Genomic DNA, 18,605 nt, shown 5'->3' with positions numbered 1-18,605 from the left:
GTGTGCGTTATTCTTTGTATGGTAGTGCTACAAATGCATTAAGTTTTTGGCGCAAAGCACGCCAATTCGGAAGACGTTTGGTCATCAACATCTCAAAAATTTTGTTATGATTATCGACTTTAAAATGACAGAACTCATGCACAATCACAAACTCAATACACTCACGTGGTACTCGGGCAAGTTCAAGATTAAAGATAAGCAGACGTTTTGAAAGAATACAACTGCCCCATTCAGTTTTCATCTGCTTAACCTGCCATTCAAAAGGATTCTCTTCAAGTTTATTAGCCCAATATTGGAGCATTAATGTCAGTTCCTTTTTAAGATGCGATCTATACCAGGTACGCATTAGTTCTGCTCTTGTTTCAATAGAAGTGCCAGGTTTCAAAAACATATAAAGTTTGTTACCTTTAAGTTCCATACTATTTGCATAGTGAGGCAACTCTTCTACAATTAGTTGATGCCGTTGACCAAATAAATAATGACTCTCGCCCGATACGAATTGCCGTTTCGTTTGTCGAGGTTGGGCAAGCACTTCCTCTATCTGAGTACGAAGCCATTCCAGTTTTTGCAAGACAAAATTTCTGGCATCATCATCTACCAGATAATCAGGCATAGAGATATGTACCCTCGCATCTGGAGGATAGACAGCTAAATGCAAATTTTTAATGGATTTGCGTTCAACCTCAATTTCAATATCTGCTACTTTTATGATATGCATTAAAACTCAGGATTATTTATTACAATACGGAGAATGTCATCTACATCAAATGGTTTAGATGCAGTGAATGATTCTAAGGCCCTACGAAGCTTAGCTTTCTTTACATCATTCGTCCTAAATCCTTGCTTAGCATTAACTTTGATAAGTTGATAGACCTCCAGAGTTAATGCAACATCTTCGCCGAGATTATCAAATAATGCTTGTTTGCCTTGAGTGTCGAGTCTAGGGTCGAATGTACGATTTCCAAGTTCACGAGCCAACTCAGCTATTGCTTTGAGATATTCCTTATAGTCAAGAACTCCTTGGCGATACTCTGCGAGCAGTCGATTTATGCGTTCTGAGAATTTTCTATATTCTTCTGGATTACTCTCACGTTTACGGTTAACTACACGACGAACATTGGCAGTAATCGTTGATGCGACACCATCCTTTCCTCCAAGTGCTTCCTCAGCCTCATGTTCTGCTTCCTCTGAGTTACCGTCAAGCACAAGGTCAAGAAATGAAAAGTCTTCAAGCATGGCGAGTACCTTTGAGGGCTTGGCATCTATATACATATCAAGTATGTTTCTCATCTGCTGATCATATAGTTTCATGTCAACAATATCTCCGGCACGGCGCATTATGGCATTCCGGATATTATCAAAATTCTTGATACGCTCAAATATAGTCTGCGCCTCTTCAGTCGTATAACCAGCTCTTTCCATTTCAAGCGCAATTGCAGAATAGCGGGTCACAAGAATTTTTACAGCATTATAGAAGGCTTCGCGTATGGGGGCACTTCGGATAGTTGCAGCTTCTTCTTCATCAGGCTCTGTGCTGCGTTGGTCGAATACAAAGTAATCAAAAAATTCGTTGGTCGTTTTTGGATGAGCAACAGGCTCACAAAGATGCTCTACACGTTCAAGTGCCGTGTCCAAATCGCGCTTGGCATTCTCAAATCGATCCGTTAACAATCCTTTCACATCTTCCTTGTCGTAATCTGAAAATGCTCCAGTAGTGTAATCATTGACCGCATCTTCAATATTCTTAAAAAGCTGTTTGTAGTCGACTATATACCCGAACTCTTTTTCTTCATGCTCGTTGTTTGTACGGTTTACGCGACAGATAGCTTGAAACAAATCATGCCCCTCCATTTTCTTATCAAGATAGAGATAGGTAGCCGATGGAGCATCAAAACCAGTAAGTAGTTTACTTACCACAATCAGAAGTTTCATGTCACCTGGATGGTCGACAAATTGAGTCTTAGCCCATTCCTCAAATTCTTCGGGAGTGCGGTCCTTAAACATCTTTTTAGCCATCTCTGCTTTATATTCAGCCTCGCTTTGTGTTTCGCCCGAAGATGATTCTTCCGGACTCGCATCTTTACCGTTAAAACTTGAAACGACTGCACAATGTCCTTTAAGTTGTGTTTCCTGAAAGACCTCCCAACAACGATAAGCCTGATAAATGCTATCGCAAACCAGCATTGCATTACCCCAACTTTCCCGAAGGCATGATATGAGTTGCATGTCCTTTACAATGTCGGCTACAATCTTACGCACGCGGTCACGACTCGAAAAAAGATTCTTCATTACAGCCCATCGGCTTTTTAACTCTTCTTTTGCTTTTGGACTGAGATTGCGTGTAATGTGTTCAAAGAGTTGGTCAACGGCCTGTTCGTTTTCAAGATTCTGCTCTATTTCGCGAGCTTCATAACGTAGGTCGAGAATCACCTGATCCTTAACCGCCTCATTAAATTTATATGTGTGGATATAATTGCCAAAGTTTTCTCTCGATGTAAGTTTACTCTTTTGTTGTTTCAGCAATGGAGTACCGGTAAAACCGATGAGCATAACATCATCGCCCATAATTTTTTTCATGGCTTTGTTGAGTATACCACCTTGTGTACGATGACATTCGTCAACAAAGACAAATATATTGCCTTTAGCCTTAAAACCTTGGGGCAGTTTTTCGGCAAGTGCAGCCATATACTGTTCAGGAGAGCGCTTTCCTCGGAGTTTCTTCTCCTCTAAAGAAAAAGCAGATTCCTCCTGTCCTGCAATACCGAATTTATGGATAAGGGTACAAATCAAATTAGGTTCAACTTCTGACAGCATCGAAAGAAGATGATTTCCGCTTTTGGCACGAATTGGTTTATGACCGGCATCTTTGAATCCATTCTCAATTTGTTTGTCGAGTTCATCACGGTCGGTGATAATAACAACACGCGGGTCATTTGGCATATTCTCCAATATCCATTGAGCCAACCATACCATCATCAAACTTTTGCCGGCACCTTGCGAGTGCCAGATAATACCACTTTGCTTATTGCAGATGCGTGGTTTTGCTGCCTCGAATGCAAAATATTGGTTTGGACGACAAACTTTTTTAATACCTCCGTCATATACAACGCAGTCATGGATAAGACGCAACATTCTTTTCGGCTCAAGCATCTGAAGCAATGAACGATCAAGTTCATTAGGTAATTCTGTTCTTGGAAATAGCTCAGGAATTGGTTCGGGAGTGGACGTATCATTGGGATAACTTTGACCCGTTGGTTCCTTCCAGCGTAACCAAAACTTTTCCGGAGTCAGTATTGTACCATAATACACTCCTTCACTATCGTTTCCGGCAAAAAGAAATTGAGCAGGTACAAAAAAATGGCATATTTCATTATCTCTACCATTATTACGAATCTGTTGGCGCACACCGTCTTTAACACTAACAGTTGATTTCTTCAATTCAATAACTCCAAGTGCCATTCCATTGACATATACTACTATGTCAGGACGCCGTGTATGGTATTCTTCTATATTACGGCGAACTGTCACCTCCTCTGCCAAAGAAAATATATTGTCGGCCACATTATCCTCGGACCATTCAATAATCTTAACAGTTTTGCTTTGTCCGTCATCTCCTTGAATATTTACTCCGTAGCGCAGATAGCTATAAAAGTTCAGATTGCTCTGAAACAACGTGTCCTTATCATGACATCGGCTTATTTCCAAATCGAGCAAGCGAAGAACTTTATCAATCTCCGTATTTGAGGCGTGTTGTGTATCTTTTATAAACTTTCCGAGAATTTCAGGAATAATTGGAAGGTTGTCGGCATCCTGTTTATATCCAAGATACTGATAGCCACAATAATCGTAGAGGAGATTAACAACACGATTTTGAGTTGTGCGTTCCGAATCTACTAATGGTATCGTGTTCATATTAAACGAATTTTTCCTGTTAATAACTGCTGCATCATGCCTTGACGGACTGCAATATATTTATCCCTTTTTGCCTCTATTGCTTCAACTCCATCATTCATGTCAGACAGAATATTGGCAATGGCTTTTTGTTCTTGCATCGTTGAAGGTATATTTATTTTCATTTTTGCAATCATATTTCTTCTGACGGAATCTACTGTTGCTTTTGCTGATAATGCAATAACTCGATTATAAAAGAAAAATGAAAATAGAAAATAAAAGAATTTTACATCTACATCATCAAAGTCGTACATTAAATAGCATCGTTGATGTAAATCAAATTTTCCATTGACATAATGAAACACCTTTCCTATTTGGCCATCCCCAATAGTTATAACACCTTCACAATCGAATATATAGCTATTGCTTCTCATGACTGTGGCCGACCGAATGTAAAATGGATATATACCTGATTCAATTTGATCTTGAGTGTTACTCTCTCCTGTGGTTATTTTACAACATTTTTCAACTAAAGTATTCCTCCACGGATGGACGAAACCTGGTAATCTGCAATGAGCGGTTAGGAGCTCTTGCATAGTCCCCTGCATTATAGACCGTTTCTTTTCAATCAGAGTATCAAGTTCACGAATTAACTTATCTACATCGCTCAATGCTTCTGCAATTCTCGTTTGTTCGTTAACGTCTTTTGGTAGAATAACAGAATGTTCTCCTAATATTTTTGTATTAATTGATGGCATCCCCAATCCAACAGCAGCAGAAATGATACGCTGTTTTGCTGAATAACTATTTAAATGATAGCCTAAATAAGATGCGTTATAACCAAAAGTATTTCGGACTCTTAATAATCGTCCAGAGAATAACCAACCTTCTTCGTGTTCGGTTACAACACTATTTCTGTCAACAGAACCGACTCTACTATATACTATATCGCCTGTCCGTAAAGAATATTGAGCCAAACGTTTCTTATCTCTTTCCCCAACCAATGGTGTGTTCGTAGCATGAAGTATGTACGGTTCACCTAAATGTTCGACAGTAATAATTGGTGTACCATAACGAACATAATCAGATGCGTGTAATGAAGAACCAAAGGGACCTGTTTTAATGTCGCTTATAGTTCCTAAACGGAAAACCGCCCAGTCCATAGGAATCAATCCCAACTCTGTTTGTTTGAATTTAGTTTCAATCATAATTCAAAACCCATTTTAGCGAGGTGAGAATTTACTTTTTCTTCAAGATCTCGTACTGAAGCGTCAATGTCGGATAAGCGGTGAGCATAACGATCAACAAGAGCAGTAACTTGTTGTTCAATATCCACGGTTACATCGAAAGCCGCACTAATTGCTCCTCCAACTATAGCAGTATGCCATTTGTCATTGACAACCATACCCTTAATTTCCGATTCTTGTAAAGTAGGATATTTTGCAACAACAAGTTTGGTCAACTTTGATATCTTTTGTTTAACATCGGTCTTAGCATCAGCCAACTCTCTGTTAAAGTCAATATATTTTTTATATAACTTAATGGTATCATCTGGCAATGCCGCATAATTAACAACTTCCTTCAATCGATATTTAATTGCACTTACACTCATGTCGCTAAGACAATCGAATACATTCCGATTTTTGGCGATAATAGCTTCGCGTTTCTCTTTGCCAATCTTTCCTTTTTCGTTAATAGCAAGATATGTCTCTAAAACATCTTTTTCTCCCTCCAAAGGTTTAGGACATATAGCGTAGATATATTTACTTATGATTTCGGTAACAGTATCGTTAAGTTCCTCGGGGTATTCCTCCTCCATCTGTTCTATCTCACCTTTGAGTTGTGACACACGCTCTTCAGCTTCATTGACCGCATCGTTCTCTTCCTTGAAATAATGATTGACAACAACATGAACCGGCAACAAATCGCAATTGTAATCCCTGAAGGTGGGATTCTTTTTAGGGACAAACTTTACCTCTTTAGATTTTTTATCGGTTGTAAGAACATCACACGACAATTCTACCGTCCAACCATAGCGAGAAATCAGATAACAATCATCTTGCATGGCTGAGTTCCAATAGTTGAGCAATATGTCATATATCGTGTATTTGCCAACAAGCCCATCAATTTCAGAGAGCATCTCAAGGAGTGACTCACTCCAGTCTGCTATAAGTTTTTTAGGCTGGCATCCGGGAGCAAGCGCAAACATCTGTTGTGACACAAGTTTATACCATTCTTCTATTGCATCAGAGAAGAATCCACTTAAAGTACTGAATTCCTTATTGTGTATAATAGTGTTTGGAATCTCGTTGCGTCCGACGCGCAGTTTATAATAGTTTTCCTCCAATGGCTCAAACAGCTCGTCTTTGAGTGTTGGACAGTGTCGCCAAAGATAAGAAAATCCATCTTCTACATCTTTGACAGGTAATCCTCCGTTTAGTTTGAGGTGAGCATAAAGATCTTGCTGAATTTCAGTATCGACTGGTGTTATATAACGTGACACATTGAGATTGCAGTCATTTCGCTCGTTGGTAATTTCGGTGTAAGGTACGAATCGGGCAAAATGAGGTATGGCTTCCTCTTTATCATCAAGGTTACCGTTCTTTTCGAGATTTTCAAGCGTTTCCCATGCATCAAATATGCGACGAATATCCTGTTCACGAAGTCGATTCTTTGCTCCATCTTTTGCGAATCCTGAGCGAGCATCAATCATAAAAATGCCTTTTGATGTCGAAGTCTTAGCTTTGTCAATAATGATAATGCAGGCAGGAATTCCAGTACCAAAAAACAAGTTTGTAGGCAGACTTATGATGCCTCGGATATACCGTTTCTCAATAATTTTCCGTCTAACAGCTTCTTCTTCATTACCACGGAACAAAACTCCGTTTGGTAATATACAAGCTCCGCGCCCTTGCGAATTGATTGACTTGATAATGTGAAGCAAAAATGCGTAATCTTCATAGCCAACAGGAGGAATAGGAGGTAGATTGTCTGAATTTCCCCACCGACCGAAAGTGTCATTGATTTTAATTTCTCCCTTTATCCATCCTTTCTGAGAGAATGGAGGATTGGCAACGACATAGTTGAATGTTTCCAGTTGATTTGATGTTGATTTGAAGAATGGCTTTTCAATAGTATCTCCGACTTCTAACTCCGGGTCGTCATAACCATGAAGATACATATTCATAACCGCCATACCTCGTGTTGCACCATCTAGTTCCTGACCAAATATAGAAACACCATCGCGATGCTTGGAATATTCCGCAGCAGCACGAAGCAACAATGATCCCGAGCCGCAAGTCGGATCATATATGGAAATCTGCGGCCGATTGTCTTTATGTATGCCAATCAGACGAGCCATTAAACGAGAAACCTCAGCAGGAGTATAAAACTGACCTTTCTTTTTACCACTCTCTGCGGCAAAATTCTTCATCAGATATTCATACGCATCTCCGATAAGATCGTCATCGCCAGCACGGTTCTTACTAAAATCAAGAAAATCTCGCTGAAAAACAGAAATGAGGCTTGTCAATGTATCAACCTTAGCTTTCCCTGTTCCAAGTTTAGTTGAGTCATCAAAATCAGCTTCGTTGATAATGTGATCCAATCTAGGATTCGCTCGAGCTATGGCATGGAGTTTCTTCTGAATCTCCTCGCCTATATTGGTTTTCCCCTTAAGGGCAACGATGTCATTGAAAGAGCATCCTTCTGGAAGGTCAAAGAATATATCTGAATCAGATTTAACTTTGTCGCTGATATACTTCAAGAACAGCATAGTCAATACATAGTTCTTGTATTGACTCGCGTCCATGCTTCCGCGTAGGATATTGCAACTTTCCCAAAGTATGCTATATAATTAAGTCTTCTTTATTGCCATAACTAAATTTTTGTCTCACCATTTATGAGCTGACGAGGGTCAATATTAAGTAATTCTGCAACTTTAACCAACACATCAAGGGATGGTTGTGACTTATTGGAACACCATCTTGAAATTGTATTCTCGGACTTACCCATTTGCTCTGCCAACCATCTATTGGTTCTTTGCTTTTCTGCAAGTACCACTTTTATTCTATTCAGCATCATTTGTTGATTATTCGACATTAGTATTTAAATTATCCTCGTTAAATTACAAACAAAAATACATCTAATTCTTCATATAGCCAAGTATATAAGCAACAAAAACATCATTTAAAGGAATGACTACAATTGGCATCAAGCTATGCACAAAAACACATTTACCGCTTTTATCTATTTCATCAATGAATTTCATCTTTCAAAAAATTATGCTACACAAACATTATGTTCGCTCAGCATAACACAAAGCTTCAATCGCATCTTATTATTCAATCACATACAAATCAACCATCTATCTCGTATCGTTTGGCAATTTGGCGCATTTTTGCTTGGTAATTTGGCACACTATAATAGTCATTCCGCCTTATATCGCCCATCCAACACTCCGGCAAACATAGCCACTTCTCTCTTGGAAATACTTAATCGTGTTGCCAATTCGCGCCATCCTTTTACAGCTTCAATAACCTCCGAAATAATCTTTTCTGCTGTTTTACGGTTTAGCATGTAGTCTTCGCAAGCATCCAGCAAAATACTCAGCTCTGCTTTATTAGAAGTTAATGAAACAAGCAAACTTTGATACTCACTTAGCGTGGGATTCATGTCATATGCAGGAGATAGTGTCCAACCTTTTGCAGTCAAAAGAAAACCGTGATTGCGAAAATGGTCATCAGTATTGCCGATACAAATATTGAAAGCCACACGGCGGTATAGTTCCTGTAGGTTTCGCTCCACATCGGTACAGCTCTGAATAATAAAGTCGACTATATCCAGATAACCATGCCCGGTAGTTGCATTATCTCCATCACTCAATCCCAACAAAGTCATGGCAGATGCAAAATGAATACGTTTGCTATCATTAGTTCTATCAAAGCGTTGTGACAGCAATGTATGATATTTTTCTCCTGTAGCCAACACTTTGGTTTTTGCTGCGTTTATCCCTGCTTTTATAGCAAGTAAGTGACTAAAATGCTCCCAAAGCCCAACATCATAGTCATCCTTACGAGACGGAAACTTGGCAACATAAAGAGTTTTGTCCGTATCTGTCACATTTGCTTTAGGTCTTGCACCGCCCAATGATGTTCCCGGTTGCACAAGTTGTGCAATCCATTTTCTATCGGGGAGCATATTATTTTCTTCGCTTTTCTCAATCTCAGCACTGGCTGCAATCAGTTCCCGAATATCTGTCAAAGGTGGAATTTTCAACGATTCACTCACATTGATAAATTCGTCATCGGGATCTTCCTTAAAACGGAATCCGCCCATTCGAGAGAAATCATCGATACCAGTTAAGAAATCGAAAGATGATAATCTCCGTACTGATCGCTTTTCTTCCGCTGCTACTAATTGCTCACGACGCAACAACAAAGTACGTCCCCAACGATCCGGCAAAGCATCGGAAAAACATCCGAATATATCCTTGTCCGGTTGTGTATATTGTTGTCCTGGGTAATTGTTCAGGTCGTCACTCAAAAACAGATCGCTGTGCTGCCTTAACCATTCATTATTGAACGTAAAACTATAGCTGTCCGCACCACGAAGAGACTCATAGTCTAATTCGCCAATGAGTTCCACTTCTTTGAGCCAACCGAAATCGGCATATACATACAACTTTTTCATAGATTATTCTTTCTTGGATGCACGTTCTCTTGTTTTCAAACTCAAATCTTGCAAAGCTTTTCCCATTTTATCTTCTTTGGCGAGCAATAGAATATCATCGTCAAGTTGCAATGCGTACAAAACACGTAGATAGATCCCTATTGCAACAGTAGGAATCCCTTTTTCTATTCGGGACACAGTAAGCGGTGAACAGGTAGCCCGTTCTGCCACCTGAGCCACACTCAGATTCCTACGTAAACGAGCTAGCTTAATCTGCTCGCCTACAATCTGCATCTTTTGCTCCAATTTTCGGGGAAGTTTGGTTCCCATTGTATTCTTTGTCATAATCAACCCTTCATATAATATGTAAAAATGATACTTTTTATTTATTTAATAATACATTATGAAGATATTGTCTTATACCGTTTATTCCATAAAGTATAGAATTTAGAAGCATACTTGCAATCTTTTTACACCCAATTCTATAATCGGACTTGTTACATTGCCAAGCTTATTGACAATATTTCCGTAGCTAGTAATTAATTGCACCGCTTCAGCCAAATGCAATCTTTCTATAATACCTATCTGTGCACTTACTTCTACATCCCTATGAGCATCTACTCCCTTTCTAACACGAGTTAATTCGGCTGTGTTTTCCTCTCTAAACTTGGTAAGCTCTTTTCTTGCAGCAGTAAATGCTCCATAGTCATAACTTGGGAAACAATCCTTAATAAATTTAATAATATCACCAGTAGTATCAACTAACTTTTTTGAAGTTTCATATATAGCTGTATATGCCGACTTAATAACAGTTCGTTGCTCCCATTCGTCAACATCTTCAACAGACAAGCGCTTCAAATATTCCTTCATTTCAATACTTGTCATTTGAATATGTCCCATCGTATTCCATATAGTTAGATTGTCTTTGAATGCAAATTTCTTAGCTTCATAGATAGACAAAGACGCCATACTACATTTTTTAATTTGCTCTTCACAGACAGCAATATTATTTTTACAATGATTTATGCTTAGATGTATTTGCTCTAGACAATTTTGCTCCATTTGCAATGTTTCATTAAGAGTATTCTTTAGCTCTTTTGCATTGTCACTTATCCGTTGTTGTAAGAAATAGTCTAAAGGACTTTTTTTGTATTTCATATTTATCTTTCTTTTTTGTTATTTCGTTACTCTCTGCCTAATCACTGGTCGGTGCGCCTGTCTCTATACGAGCTACGGTCAACGGAGAACAGGTACAGGTAGCCCGTTCTGCCACCTGAGCCACACTCAGATTCCGATGCAAGCGAGCCAACTTAATCTGCTCACCTACAATTTGCATCTTCTGCTCCAATTTTCGGGGAAGTTTGGTTCCTATTGTATTCTTTGACATATTTTGTTATCTATTTTAAGGTGCAAAACGACTATGTCGATGACTTTGTCATAATCAACCTATTATATAATATGCAAAAGTAGTACTTTTTATTTATTTAATGATGTGTTGTACATAAAAAATGTACATCATTGAATAATTAACCATGCACATAACCCTTTTTTAGCAGAAACTCCAAAGACTAAATGTCATAATTTTGTTTGTAAGTGCTATATACCCCTATCTACAAACAATATATTATTCTCAATATAGATGCAAATTATTACTCATACACTCATCATATCAAAGAACTATTTTGCTTGCCAAAAGAAAAAGATATAACTCCACTCTCAACTTGACTTTAATGACCGTTATTATATACACGGGCAATAAAGTCAAGTCAAACAGAGGGGAAGAAAAGAAAAAGGCTTCAACTAAATTTTTCTCTTTTGGTCAGCAAACAATATCCATGAGAATATCTTGCATTTAGCTGACATTATCGGCGAAAACATCACGGAATTTTGTACCTTTGTAACCGGATAGAAGACAGGTGAACTTCATTGAGGATGCAATACTGCCTCATAGTTCTGATTCATTGGGAAAAGAGTGTAATACAGCCTCAAAAACAAGTTTCAGAGGTCTCAAAAACAACTTTTCTACCGATTAAATTGCAATAATCTATCATTCAGGCAGCTATGTATGCTGCATCGCAAAGATATTTCTCCCGATTTGGAATCCCAATGGCATAGACTACTAAATAGGCTTATCAACATAGAGTGCTCATTTGATGAGAACAATGAGATTCAGCCTTCAATCGTAACCTTCAGCGACGAGGCTCGCAAGCTCCTGTATAAATGGCAACACGAACATGCAGACCTGTGCGATAACCTTAGTAATGAAATACTTTTGGGAATATATTGCAAACTGGAAATCTATATCATCCGCTTTTGCTTGGTGATACAGATAACCCGTTGGCTTTGCGGAGAATGCGGCAAAGATCAGGTGGACACGGAGACCGTTCAACGAGCGATTCTGCTGACAGAATATTCCAAACAAACCGCTACCAGAGTGCAAAATCTAATGAATGAAACGGCTCTTACGGTTCAGCAACAATCCGTTCTATTTCAACTCCCCGAACTCTTCACCACTGCACAAGGCGTAGAGATAGCCGCCAGTCAAGGGATGAAAGAGCGGGCTTTCAAAGAGTTCCTGAGTAAACACACTGGAACACTTTTTCAGAAAGACCGACATGGAGAATACAGAAAAGTATAACCGCATTATCCACACTATCCACATTTTGAGAAACCAAAATGCAGAAAATGTCGAAAATGCACTAACAAAAAGAATCAATGACACACAGATTTATATTAGAACCCTACAAAAGCATTGCCTCTCGACACACCTGTCCGGAGTGTAAGCACAAAAGATGCTTTTCCCGATATATCGATACGGAGGGAGCCATATCCTTTTCCGAATACGTCGGGCGGTGCGACCGTGAACAAAAGTGCGGTTACCACCTCACACCCAAAACACACTTTGAACAGAATCCCGAAAAATATGAACAGACACAAGTGCGTGAGCGTCCGTTTCGCCCTGCTCTACCGCCATCGCCAACAAGCTACGTAGACGAAGCTTTGGTAAAACAGTCGATGAGTCATTACAAAGAAAATAAACTATTCCAGTTCTTATTATCTCAGTTTGGAGAGGATGAATCATTGCAACTGATGAAACTCTATCGGGTAGGAACAGCCAACCATTGGCAAGGTTCAACGGTATTTTGGCAAACGGATATACAGGGCAAAATCCGCACCGGCAAAATCATGCTTTATAATCCGGCAGACGGCAGACGCATCAAAGAGCCACACAATCACATTACATGGGTACACTCCCTTATTCATAAGTATAGCTTTACCCTCAAGCAATGCTTTTTTGGCGAATACCTATTGGCCAAAGAGAGCACAAAGTCCGTGGCCATTGTCGAAAGCGAAAAGAGTGCCCTGATCGCCAGCTCCTATCTGCCACAATATTTATGGATCGCTTCGGGTGGCAAGAACGGTTGTTTCCGAGAGGAGAATCTCAGCGTGCTCAAAGGTAGGAACATCGTACTCTTTCCTAACTTGGGAGCCACCAATGACTGGTCGGCCCGAATTACCACAATGCAGCGAATGGGAATTACCGTCAAACTCTTCGACTATCTGGAGAAAAATGCCACCCCGGAACAACGGGAAATGGATTCGACATTGCTGATTTCCTATTGGAGATGAAGCAGCCGCAAGCCATTTTACAAGGTATGATCGCTAAGAATCCATCCCTCAATCTACTGATAAAAGAACTGGGGTTAGTGCTTATAGAAAAGCCGGTTCACTCAGTTAGCACAGTAAAAAGAAGAGGCTTTAAGCTTTAAAAGAAAATCGTAGATTTTGAGGTAGCAAGTTTATGTTTTGGACGTCCCAAAACCTTGCTTTAATCCCGATGGTCTGCAAATTGAACTAAAAAAATAAACGCATGAAAGCATATAATAAAGGTGGAAGACCCACCAAATCGTTAGTCGAAAAACGAACTTATCGGGTGAATCTAAAGATGAACACCGAAGAGTATTACACCCTCAAGGCACGAGCTTCGGAAGCCGAAGTCTCACCCTGTGATTTTATCCGGGCCATTATTCTGAAAGCAGAAATCAGGCAACGCCTCTCACCCAAACGGATGGATTATATCCGCAAGCTATCCGGCATGGCAAACAACCTGAACCAGATTGCGCACAAGACAAATGCGGCAGGTTATCGGGATGCACGCATGGAGTATCTATTCTTAGCCGACAAGATTGACAACCTGTTAAACCTGATACAACAATGATGGCAAAAATAGTAAAAGGCACCTCGTTTAGTGGTGTGGTAAAATACATTCTCGATCCTGAAAAGCAAACCAATCTATTGGCAGCAGATGGTGTGCGACTAAAGAATTTGGACTCTATAGCCCAGAGTTTCGATGCACAACGAGAACTAAACTCACGGGTAAGTAAACCTGTCGGGCATATTTCTTTGGATTTTTCGGCACAAGACCGAGCCAAACTTTCTGATGAAGTAATGGCCCACATTGCACACGATTATATGAGCCTGATGGGAATAGTCAACACGCAGTTCATCATTGGCCGACACCATGACAAGGAGCATCCACATTTGCACATCGCATTCAATCGGGTGGATAACAACGGGCACACCATCTCAGATAAGAATGACCGCATCCACAGCGAAAAGATTTGCAAAGAGTTGACAGCCCACTACGACCTATACTTCGCAAGTGGCAAAGAACAAGTAAAGCAGCATCGATTGAAAGAGCCTGATAAAACCAAGTATGAAATTTACAATACTCTAAAGGCAGCTCTTCCGCAATGCAGTAGCTGGCGTGAGTTATTAGACCGATTGAATAGAGAAGGTATCACCGTTGATTTTAAAATGAAGTGTGGAACTGCAATATATGTTTTGATATGGTGTCTGAAAAGACTAAAATGAAAAGAAAAGCCAAACAAGTGCAAATATAACTGCTAATATACAGTGTTTTATGTGGTATCAGATTCGGGACAGAGTTTTTAATTTGTCTTAATCTGTTTCAAGTTTCTTCGGGATATATGGGAACATATACGGGAATTTATATACCTTTGCAATGTGAATCAAAAACGCATTGCCGATGAAAGTTTCCGTCTATCTGAAAAAGTGTTCCTCCACGACCTCGAACATCTGCTTTAGGGTACGTGAGAAGAACGTGGATATAAAGGTCGTTTCTCCCCTTACCGTATATGACAGGTATTGGGATGCCGATACCCTCAGTTACAAACGTACTGCGGCCGTATCTGCCGCCGAGCAGAAACGGCTGCCCGGACAGATTGCGGCCATCATCGAGCATGTTGAAAAGACTTTCTCGGACAAGGCGGACAGCAAATGGCTGAAACAGGTCATCGAAGATGTACTGTACCCTTCCCGTGCCTTCGAGCGTAACCACCCGAACCTGCTCCGCAGAATCCATGAGTATCTGGAGAAGTTTGACGGTGCGGACAGGACGAAGGAGCATATCATCCGCTTCGAGCGCAAGATGTCACGTTATCACGACTATCAAAGGGAGATATTGGGCAACAGTGATTTCATGCTCTTTGTGGAGACCGTGACATTAGAACAGATGAATGATTTCCGGGATTATGTCGTAAACGAACATCTGCTGCAACAGGAGCATCCCGATTTCTATGCTTCACGCCTGCTCATCAAGCGCAAGCCCAAGCCGCTTTCCGGCACCACCGTCATCAACATCATGAATCTCTTCTGCACGTTCCTGCACTGGTGCAAGAAGATGAAGTATTCCGACAACGAGGTCTATGCGCTCTACGGCTGCAAGGAGCCGACCTACGGCGATCCGTTCTACCTTACATCTGAAGAGAGGAATATCCTCTATGATGCAGATTTGGGCGACAAGCCCAAACTGGCCGTCATCCGTGATATTTTCGTGTTCCACTGCTATGTCGGCTGCCGTGTCGGAGACCTTTACCGGCTGACAAGGGACAACATCAAGGACGGTTTTCTGGAATATATGCCGCAGAAGACAAAGAAATGTCAGGCGAAGACCGTCCGAGTCCCCCTGCACGAGAAAGCATTGAAGATACTGGAACGCTATGATGCTAATGCAGACAGGTTGCTTCCGTTCAAAACGGTGCATACCTATAACTTGGGCATAAGGGAACTGATGAAGCATTGCGGTATAGACCGGATGGTGACTATCCTTGACACGCACGGCTACAACACCGTACAGAGACCTTTGTACGAGGTGGCCAGCAGCCACACGGCACGCAAGACCTTTGTAGGAAACCTGTACAAGCAGGTACCCGACCCGAACCTGATAGCCTCCCTGTCGGGACACGTAGAGGGCAGCCGTGCATTCAACCGCTATCGAACGATTGACGATGACATGAAGCGCAAGCTGGTAGAGATGATAAACTAAGGAGGACATATATATGAAAGTGACCGCATTCATCAGAAAGACATCGGCCAAGAACAACGTGACGGATCTGGCGCGTGTCTATTTCCGTGTCCGGGACATCGGAGGAGTTGACATCAAGGCTGCAAGCGAGCTTTCCATCAACCCCAACCACTGGAGCGCGGAGAAACAGGGCTACAAGCCCCGTGTGGCTTTGGTCTCGGAGGAGAAGCGGATGAACTTCGACAGGGACATCCAGCAGATAACCCACCTTATCACCAAGGAGTACCACCGTGGCGTGGACGGCAACTGGCTGAAAGGGTTGATAGAGGAATACCACCATCCCAACATCAATGCGAGGGGCGGCAACAAGGCAGACGAGTACCTGCTGTCGTACCAGATTCAGAAATACATGGACGAGACACCTCTTGCCGATGAAAGTTGGAAACACCACCGTGACAATCTGAAAAAGGTACTACGCTACGAGCGTTTCCGCCATGAAGTCATGCACCAGCGAGGATTCCACCTTTGCATTGACTCCATTACCGCCGACGACATCAGGGACTTCAAGTTCTGGATGCAGGAAGAGTATAAGTACGTGGAAATGTACCCTGTATTTTACAAAGAGGAATTGCCCCGTGATGTTGCCCAGCAGCGTTCCGAGAACAGCATGTCGGGAACACTCTACCGCATCCGTACCGTCATCAAGTGGTGTATCAAGCGCGGTCTGACGAGAAACAACCCATTCGACCAGTACCAGATTGCCCAGCCGATGTACGGCGACCCGTTCTACCTGACCCTCGAAGAGAGGGACAAAGTGTACTACGCCGATTTAAGCGGCATGGGAGCCACCTATCCGGTCTACCGTGACATCTTCATGTTCCAGTGCCTTATCGGTTGTCGTGTGAGCGACCTGAACAGGCTGACCAAGGCGAATATCGTGGACGGCTGTGTGGAGTACATTCCGCAGAAGACCAAACTGGAACACGCCAATACAGTCAGAGTTCCGCTTAACCAAAAGGCTTTGGACATATTAGAAAGGTACAAAGATTTGGAAGACGCATTACTTCCCCGGTTCTCGCACTTCGGCTACAACAAGAAGATAAAGGAAATCCTCAAATATGTGGGTATCGACCGCATGGTGAGAGTCCTCGATCCGAAGACACGAGAGGATGTGGCAAAACCTTTATATGAAGTGGCCACCACGCATACGGCACGAAAGACTTTTATCGGCAACCTCTACAAGCAGGTCAAGGATCCGAACCTGATAGCCTCCATGTCAGGGCATTCGGAGGGAAGCCGTGCTTTCGCTCGATACCGCAAGATTGATGACGAGATGAAGAAGGAGCTGGTTAATCTGTTGGATTGATTTTCTTTATATCCCTCTTTTTGTAATTATCATATTTTCTGATATACAACGAATATGGATGAGCAGAAATTGACATACGAACAGTTCAAGGCGGACATTCTCCAATGGAAGAATACACATAGGGAGGAATACATCCGTTTCGCGCGTCTGATGACCAACGGAGACGAGAGGCAGTACCTTGCCATCTGTCAGGCCATATTCAGGCAGTTGCCCGGAATAAAACGGGAGTGGGAACTGTCGTGGAACGATGACAGCATAGAGGGTTTCAATAACATAGATCTGCAGTTCAAGGAGAATGCCGTACCCAAGCAGATAGTGGAGTTGTACCGGGAACAGAGGGATGAGGATGACACTCCGCCCGAGATAGCTCCACCCACGACACTATGGGGCAGGATAAAATCCTTTTTTGGCGGCAAGCCCAAAGAACCGAATGTTGTCCTTTCCGCACCACTTGTACTGAGCTGGCTCTATTACGGCAAGAGTTTCGAAGCGATGGTGGGCATGGTCAGCAGGCAGGCACGGAATCCGAAGGCTGACGATGCGGACAGGCAGAGCTGTTCCTTTGTCGCCAGACAGATAATCAGTGTGTCTATAAAGAACGGTTTCCGTACCCAAGCGGATTGGGACAGATACTTTGCCATGAACAACGCCATTGAGAATGGTCATATAGGTGAGTGGGCGTTGCAGTCGGTGGCCAATGATATGGATTCCAAAGATGACACCAATACCGATGTTGTGAAGTCCGACATTGACACAGAACCAAAAGCACAACGCACAGCCGGAAAGAAAAAGATACAGGAGAGACCACTTATAGACTATCTCGATTGTGAGAACAAGGAGACAGTCATACAATGCATCCGCAATTTCATTTCCATTAACACAAGTGCCGTCCATCAGGCATTGCCGTTCTATGTATTGAAAGAACTGCGGCTGGTGGCCGGAATGCACACTGCCAAAGAATACAGCATAGGTCTGACCTTGCAGTTTCCGGATTTGCCGTCATTGAAAAGCGAGAGTGCCATACGGCAGGCGGTCGGATTCCTGAAAACGGCAAAGCATGTAATCAAGGACGGAAAAGACCAGTCGGCACTGCTTATCGAAAGTGACGAAAACCGGGAACTGTTCCGGAGATTGGCAGAGGAAATCAAAGGTATTACCGATACGAAAGAAGCCACAGTTATTACGGAATAAGGTCAAATATAGCCGATTTACATGGTCACACAGACTTATTTAGTCATGACAATTTAAGACAAATCATTATATATCAATCACTTTTAATTCGTATATACTTTTGCACCGTCAATCCTTTCCCGAGGGTCGGCGGTGCTTCTCTTTTATAAGCCATCGGAA

At 41.7% G+C, this 18,605-nt stretch carries 13 protein-coding genes and 3 pseudogenes; 7 read left to right on the top strand and 9 right to left on the bottom strand.

What is annotated here, in order from left to right; all coding sequences use genetic code 11:
- Positions 1-7: 7 nt before the first annotated feature.
- The 9 genes and pseudogenes from ACYIB7_RS03785 to ACYIB7_RS03745 all read right to left on the bottom strand — a co-directional run.
- Positions 8-718, bottom strand: coding sequence for a M48 family metallopeptidase (locus ACYIB7_RS03785; protein ID WP_480338148.1), 711 nt, complete (start codon positions 716-718; stop codon positions 8-10).
- The gene (locus ACYIB7_RS03780; RefSeq protein ID WP_480338147.1) at positions 718-3,912 is read right to left on the bottom strand and encodes a type I restriction endonuclease subunit R; all 3,195 of its coding nucleotides are present in this window, start codon (positions 3,910-3,912) and stop codon (positions 718-720) included. The genes ACYIB7_RS03785 and ACYIB7_RS03780 overlap by 1 nt, the downstream gene beginning before the upstream one ends.
- Complete coding sequence (locus ACYIB7_RS03775) at positions 3,909-5,099, bottom strand: restriction endonuclease subunit S (protein WP_480338146.1); 1,191 nt, start codon at positions 5,097-5,099, stop codon at positions 3,909-3,911. The genes ACYIB7_RS03780 and ACYIB7_RS03775 overlap by 4 nt, the downstream gene beginning before the upstream one ends.
- A complete protein-coding gene (locus ACYIB7_RS03770) occupies positions 5,096-7,702 on the bottom strand; it encodes an N-6 DNA methylase (RefSeq protein ID WP_480338145.1) in 2,607 nt (868 codons plus the stop codon). The genes ACYIB7_RS03775 and ACYIB7_RS03770 overlap by 4 nt, the downstream gene beginning before the upstream one ends.
- Before the next feature lie 68 nt (positions 7,703-7,770).
- The gene (locus tag ACYIB7_RS03765; RefSeq protein WP_480338144.1) at positions 7,771-7,992 is read right to left on the bottom strand and encodes a helix-turn-helix domain-containing protein; all 222 of its coding nucleotides are present in this window, start codon (positions 7,990-7,992) and stop codon (positions 7,771-7,773) included.
- A gap of 327 nt (positions 7,993-8,319) precedes the next feature.
- The gene (locus tag ACYIB7_RS03760) at positions 8,320-9,582 is read right to left on the bottom strand and encodes a type II toxin-antitoxin system HipA family toxin (protein ID WP_480338143.1); all 1,263 of its coding nucleotides are present in this window, start codon (positions 9,580-9,582) and stop codon (positions 8,320-8,322) included.
- A gap of 3 nt (positions 9,583-9,585) precedes the next feature.
- Complete coding sequence (locus tag ACYIB7_RS03755) at positions 9,586-9,906, bottom strand: helix-turn-helix domain-containing protein (protein ID WP_100788733.1); 321 nt, start codon at positions 9,904-9,906, stop codon at positions 9,586-9,588.
- A 102-nt stretch (positions 9,907-10,008) separates the two neighbouring features.
- Entirely contained in the window at positions 10,009-10,719 is a 711-nt protein-coding gene (locus ACYIB7_RS03750; protein WP_480338142.1) for a hypothetical protein, read from the bottom strand.
- Positions 10,720-10,765: 46 nt separating this feature from the next.
- Positions 10,766-10,948: pseudogene (locus ACYIB7_RS03745) on the bottom strand (transcriptional regulator); the annotation flags it as partial.
- Positions 10,949-11,626: 678 nt separating this feature from the next.
- Between ACYIB7_RS03745 and ACYIB7_RS03740 the strand changes: the two are divergent.
- The 7 genes and pseudogenes from ACYIB7_RS03740 to ACYIB7_RS03710 all read left to right on the top strand — a co-directional run bounded on the left by ACYIB7_RS03740 (position 11,627) and on the right by ACYIB7_RS03710 (position 18,446).
- Positions 11,627-12,199, top strand: coding sequence for a DUF3987 domain-containing protein (locus ACYIB7_RS03740; RefSeq protein ID WP_480338141.1), 573 nt, complete (start codon positions 11,627-11,629; stop codon positions 12,197-12,199).
- Positions 12,200-12,276: 77 nt separating this feature from the next.
- Positions 12,277-13,331, top strand: a pseudogene (locus ACYIB7_RS03735) (DUF6371 domain-containing protein).
- Positions 13,332-13,432: 101 nt separating this feature from the next.
- Positions 13,433-13,780 carry a plasmid mobilization protein gene (locus ACYIB7_RS03730; RefSeq protein WP_480338140.1) on the top strand — a complete coding sequence of 116 codons (348 nt, stop codon included), beginning with the start codon at positions 13,433-13,435 and terminating at the stop codon, positions 13,778-13,780.
- Positions 13,777-14,385 (top strand): annotated as a pseudogene (locus tag ACYIB7_RS03725) (relaxase/mobilization nuclease domain-containing protein); the annotation flags it as partial. The gene ACYIB7_RS03730 and the pseudogene ACYIB7_RS03725, both read left to right, overlap by 4 nt.
- A gap of 226 nt (positions 14,386-14,611) precedes the next feature.
- Entirely contained in the window at positions 14,612-15,910 is a 1,299-nt protein-coding gene (locus tag ACYIB7_RS03720; RefSeq protein WP_480338139.1) for a site-specific integrase, read from the top strand.
- Between the two features lie 13 nt (positions 15,911-15,923).
- Positions 15,924-17,255, top strand: a complete 1,332-nt coding sequence (locus ACYIB7_RS03715; RefSeq protein ID WP_480338138.1) for a site-specific integrase — start codon at positions 15,924-15,926, stop codon at positions 17,253-17,255.
- A 54-nt stretch (positions 17,256-17,309) separates the two neighbouring features.
- Positions 17,310-18,446 (top strand): DUF6043 family protein, encoded by a 1,137-nt coding sequence (locus tag ACYIB7_RS03710; RefSeq protein ID WP_480338137.1) that lies wholly within the window; start codon positions 17,310-17,312, stop codon positions 18,444-18,446.
- Positions 18,447-18,605: the final 159 nt, after the last annotated feature.

The organism is Parabacteroides sp. KHUB-03 (assembly GCF_056640975.1).
This window is presented reverse-complemented; position numbering and strand designations above follow the sequence as displayed.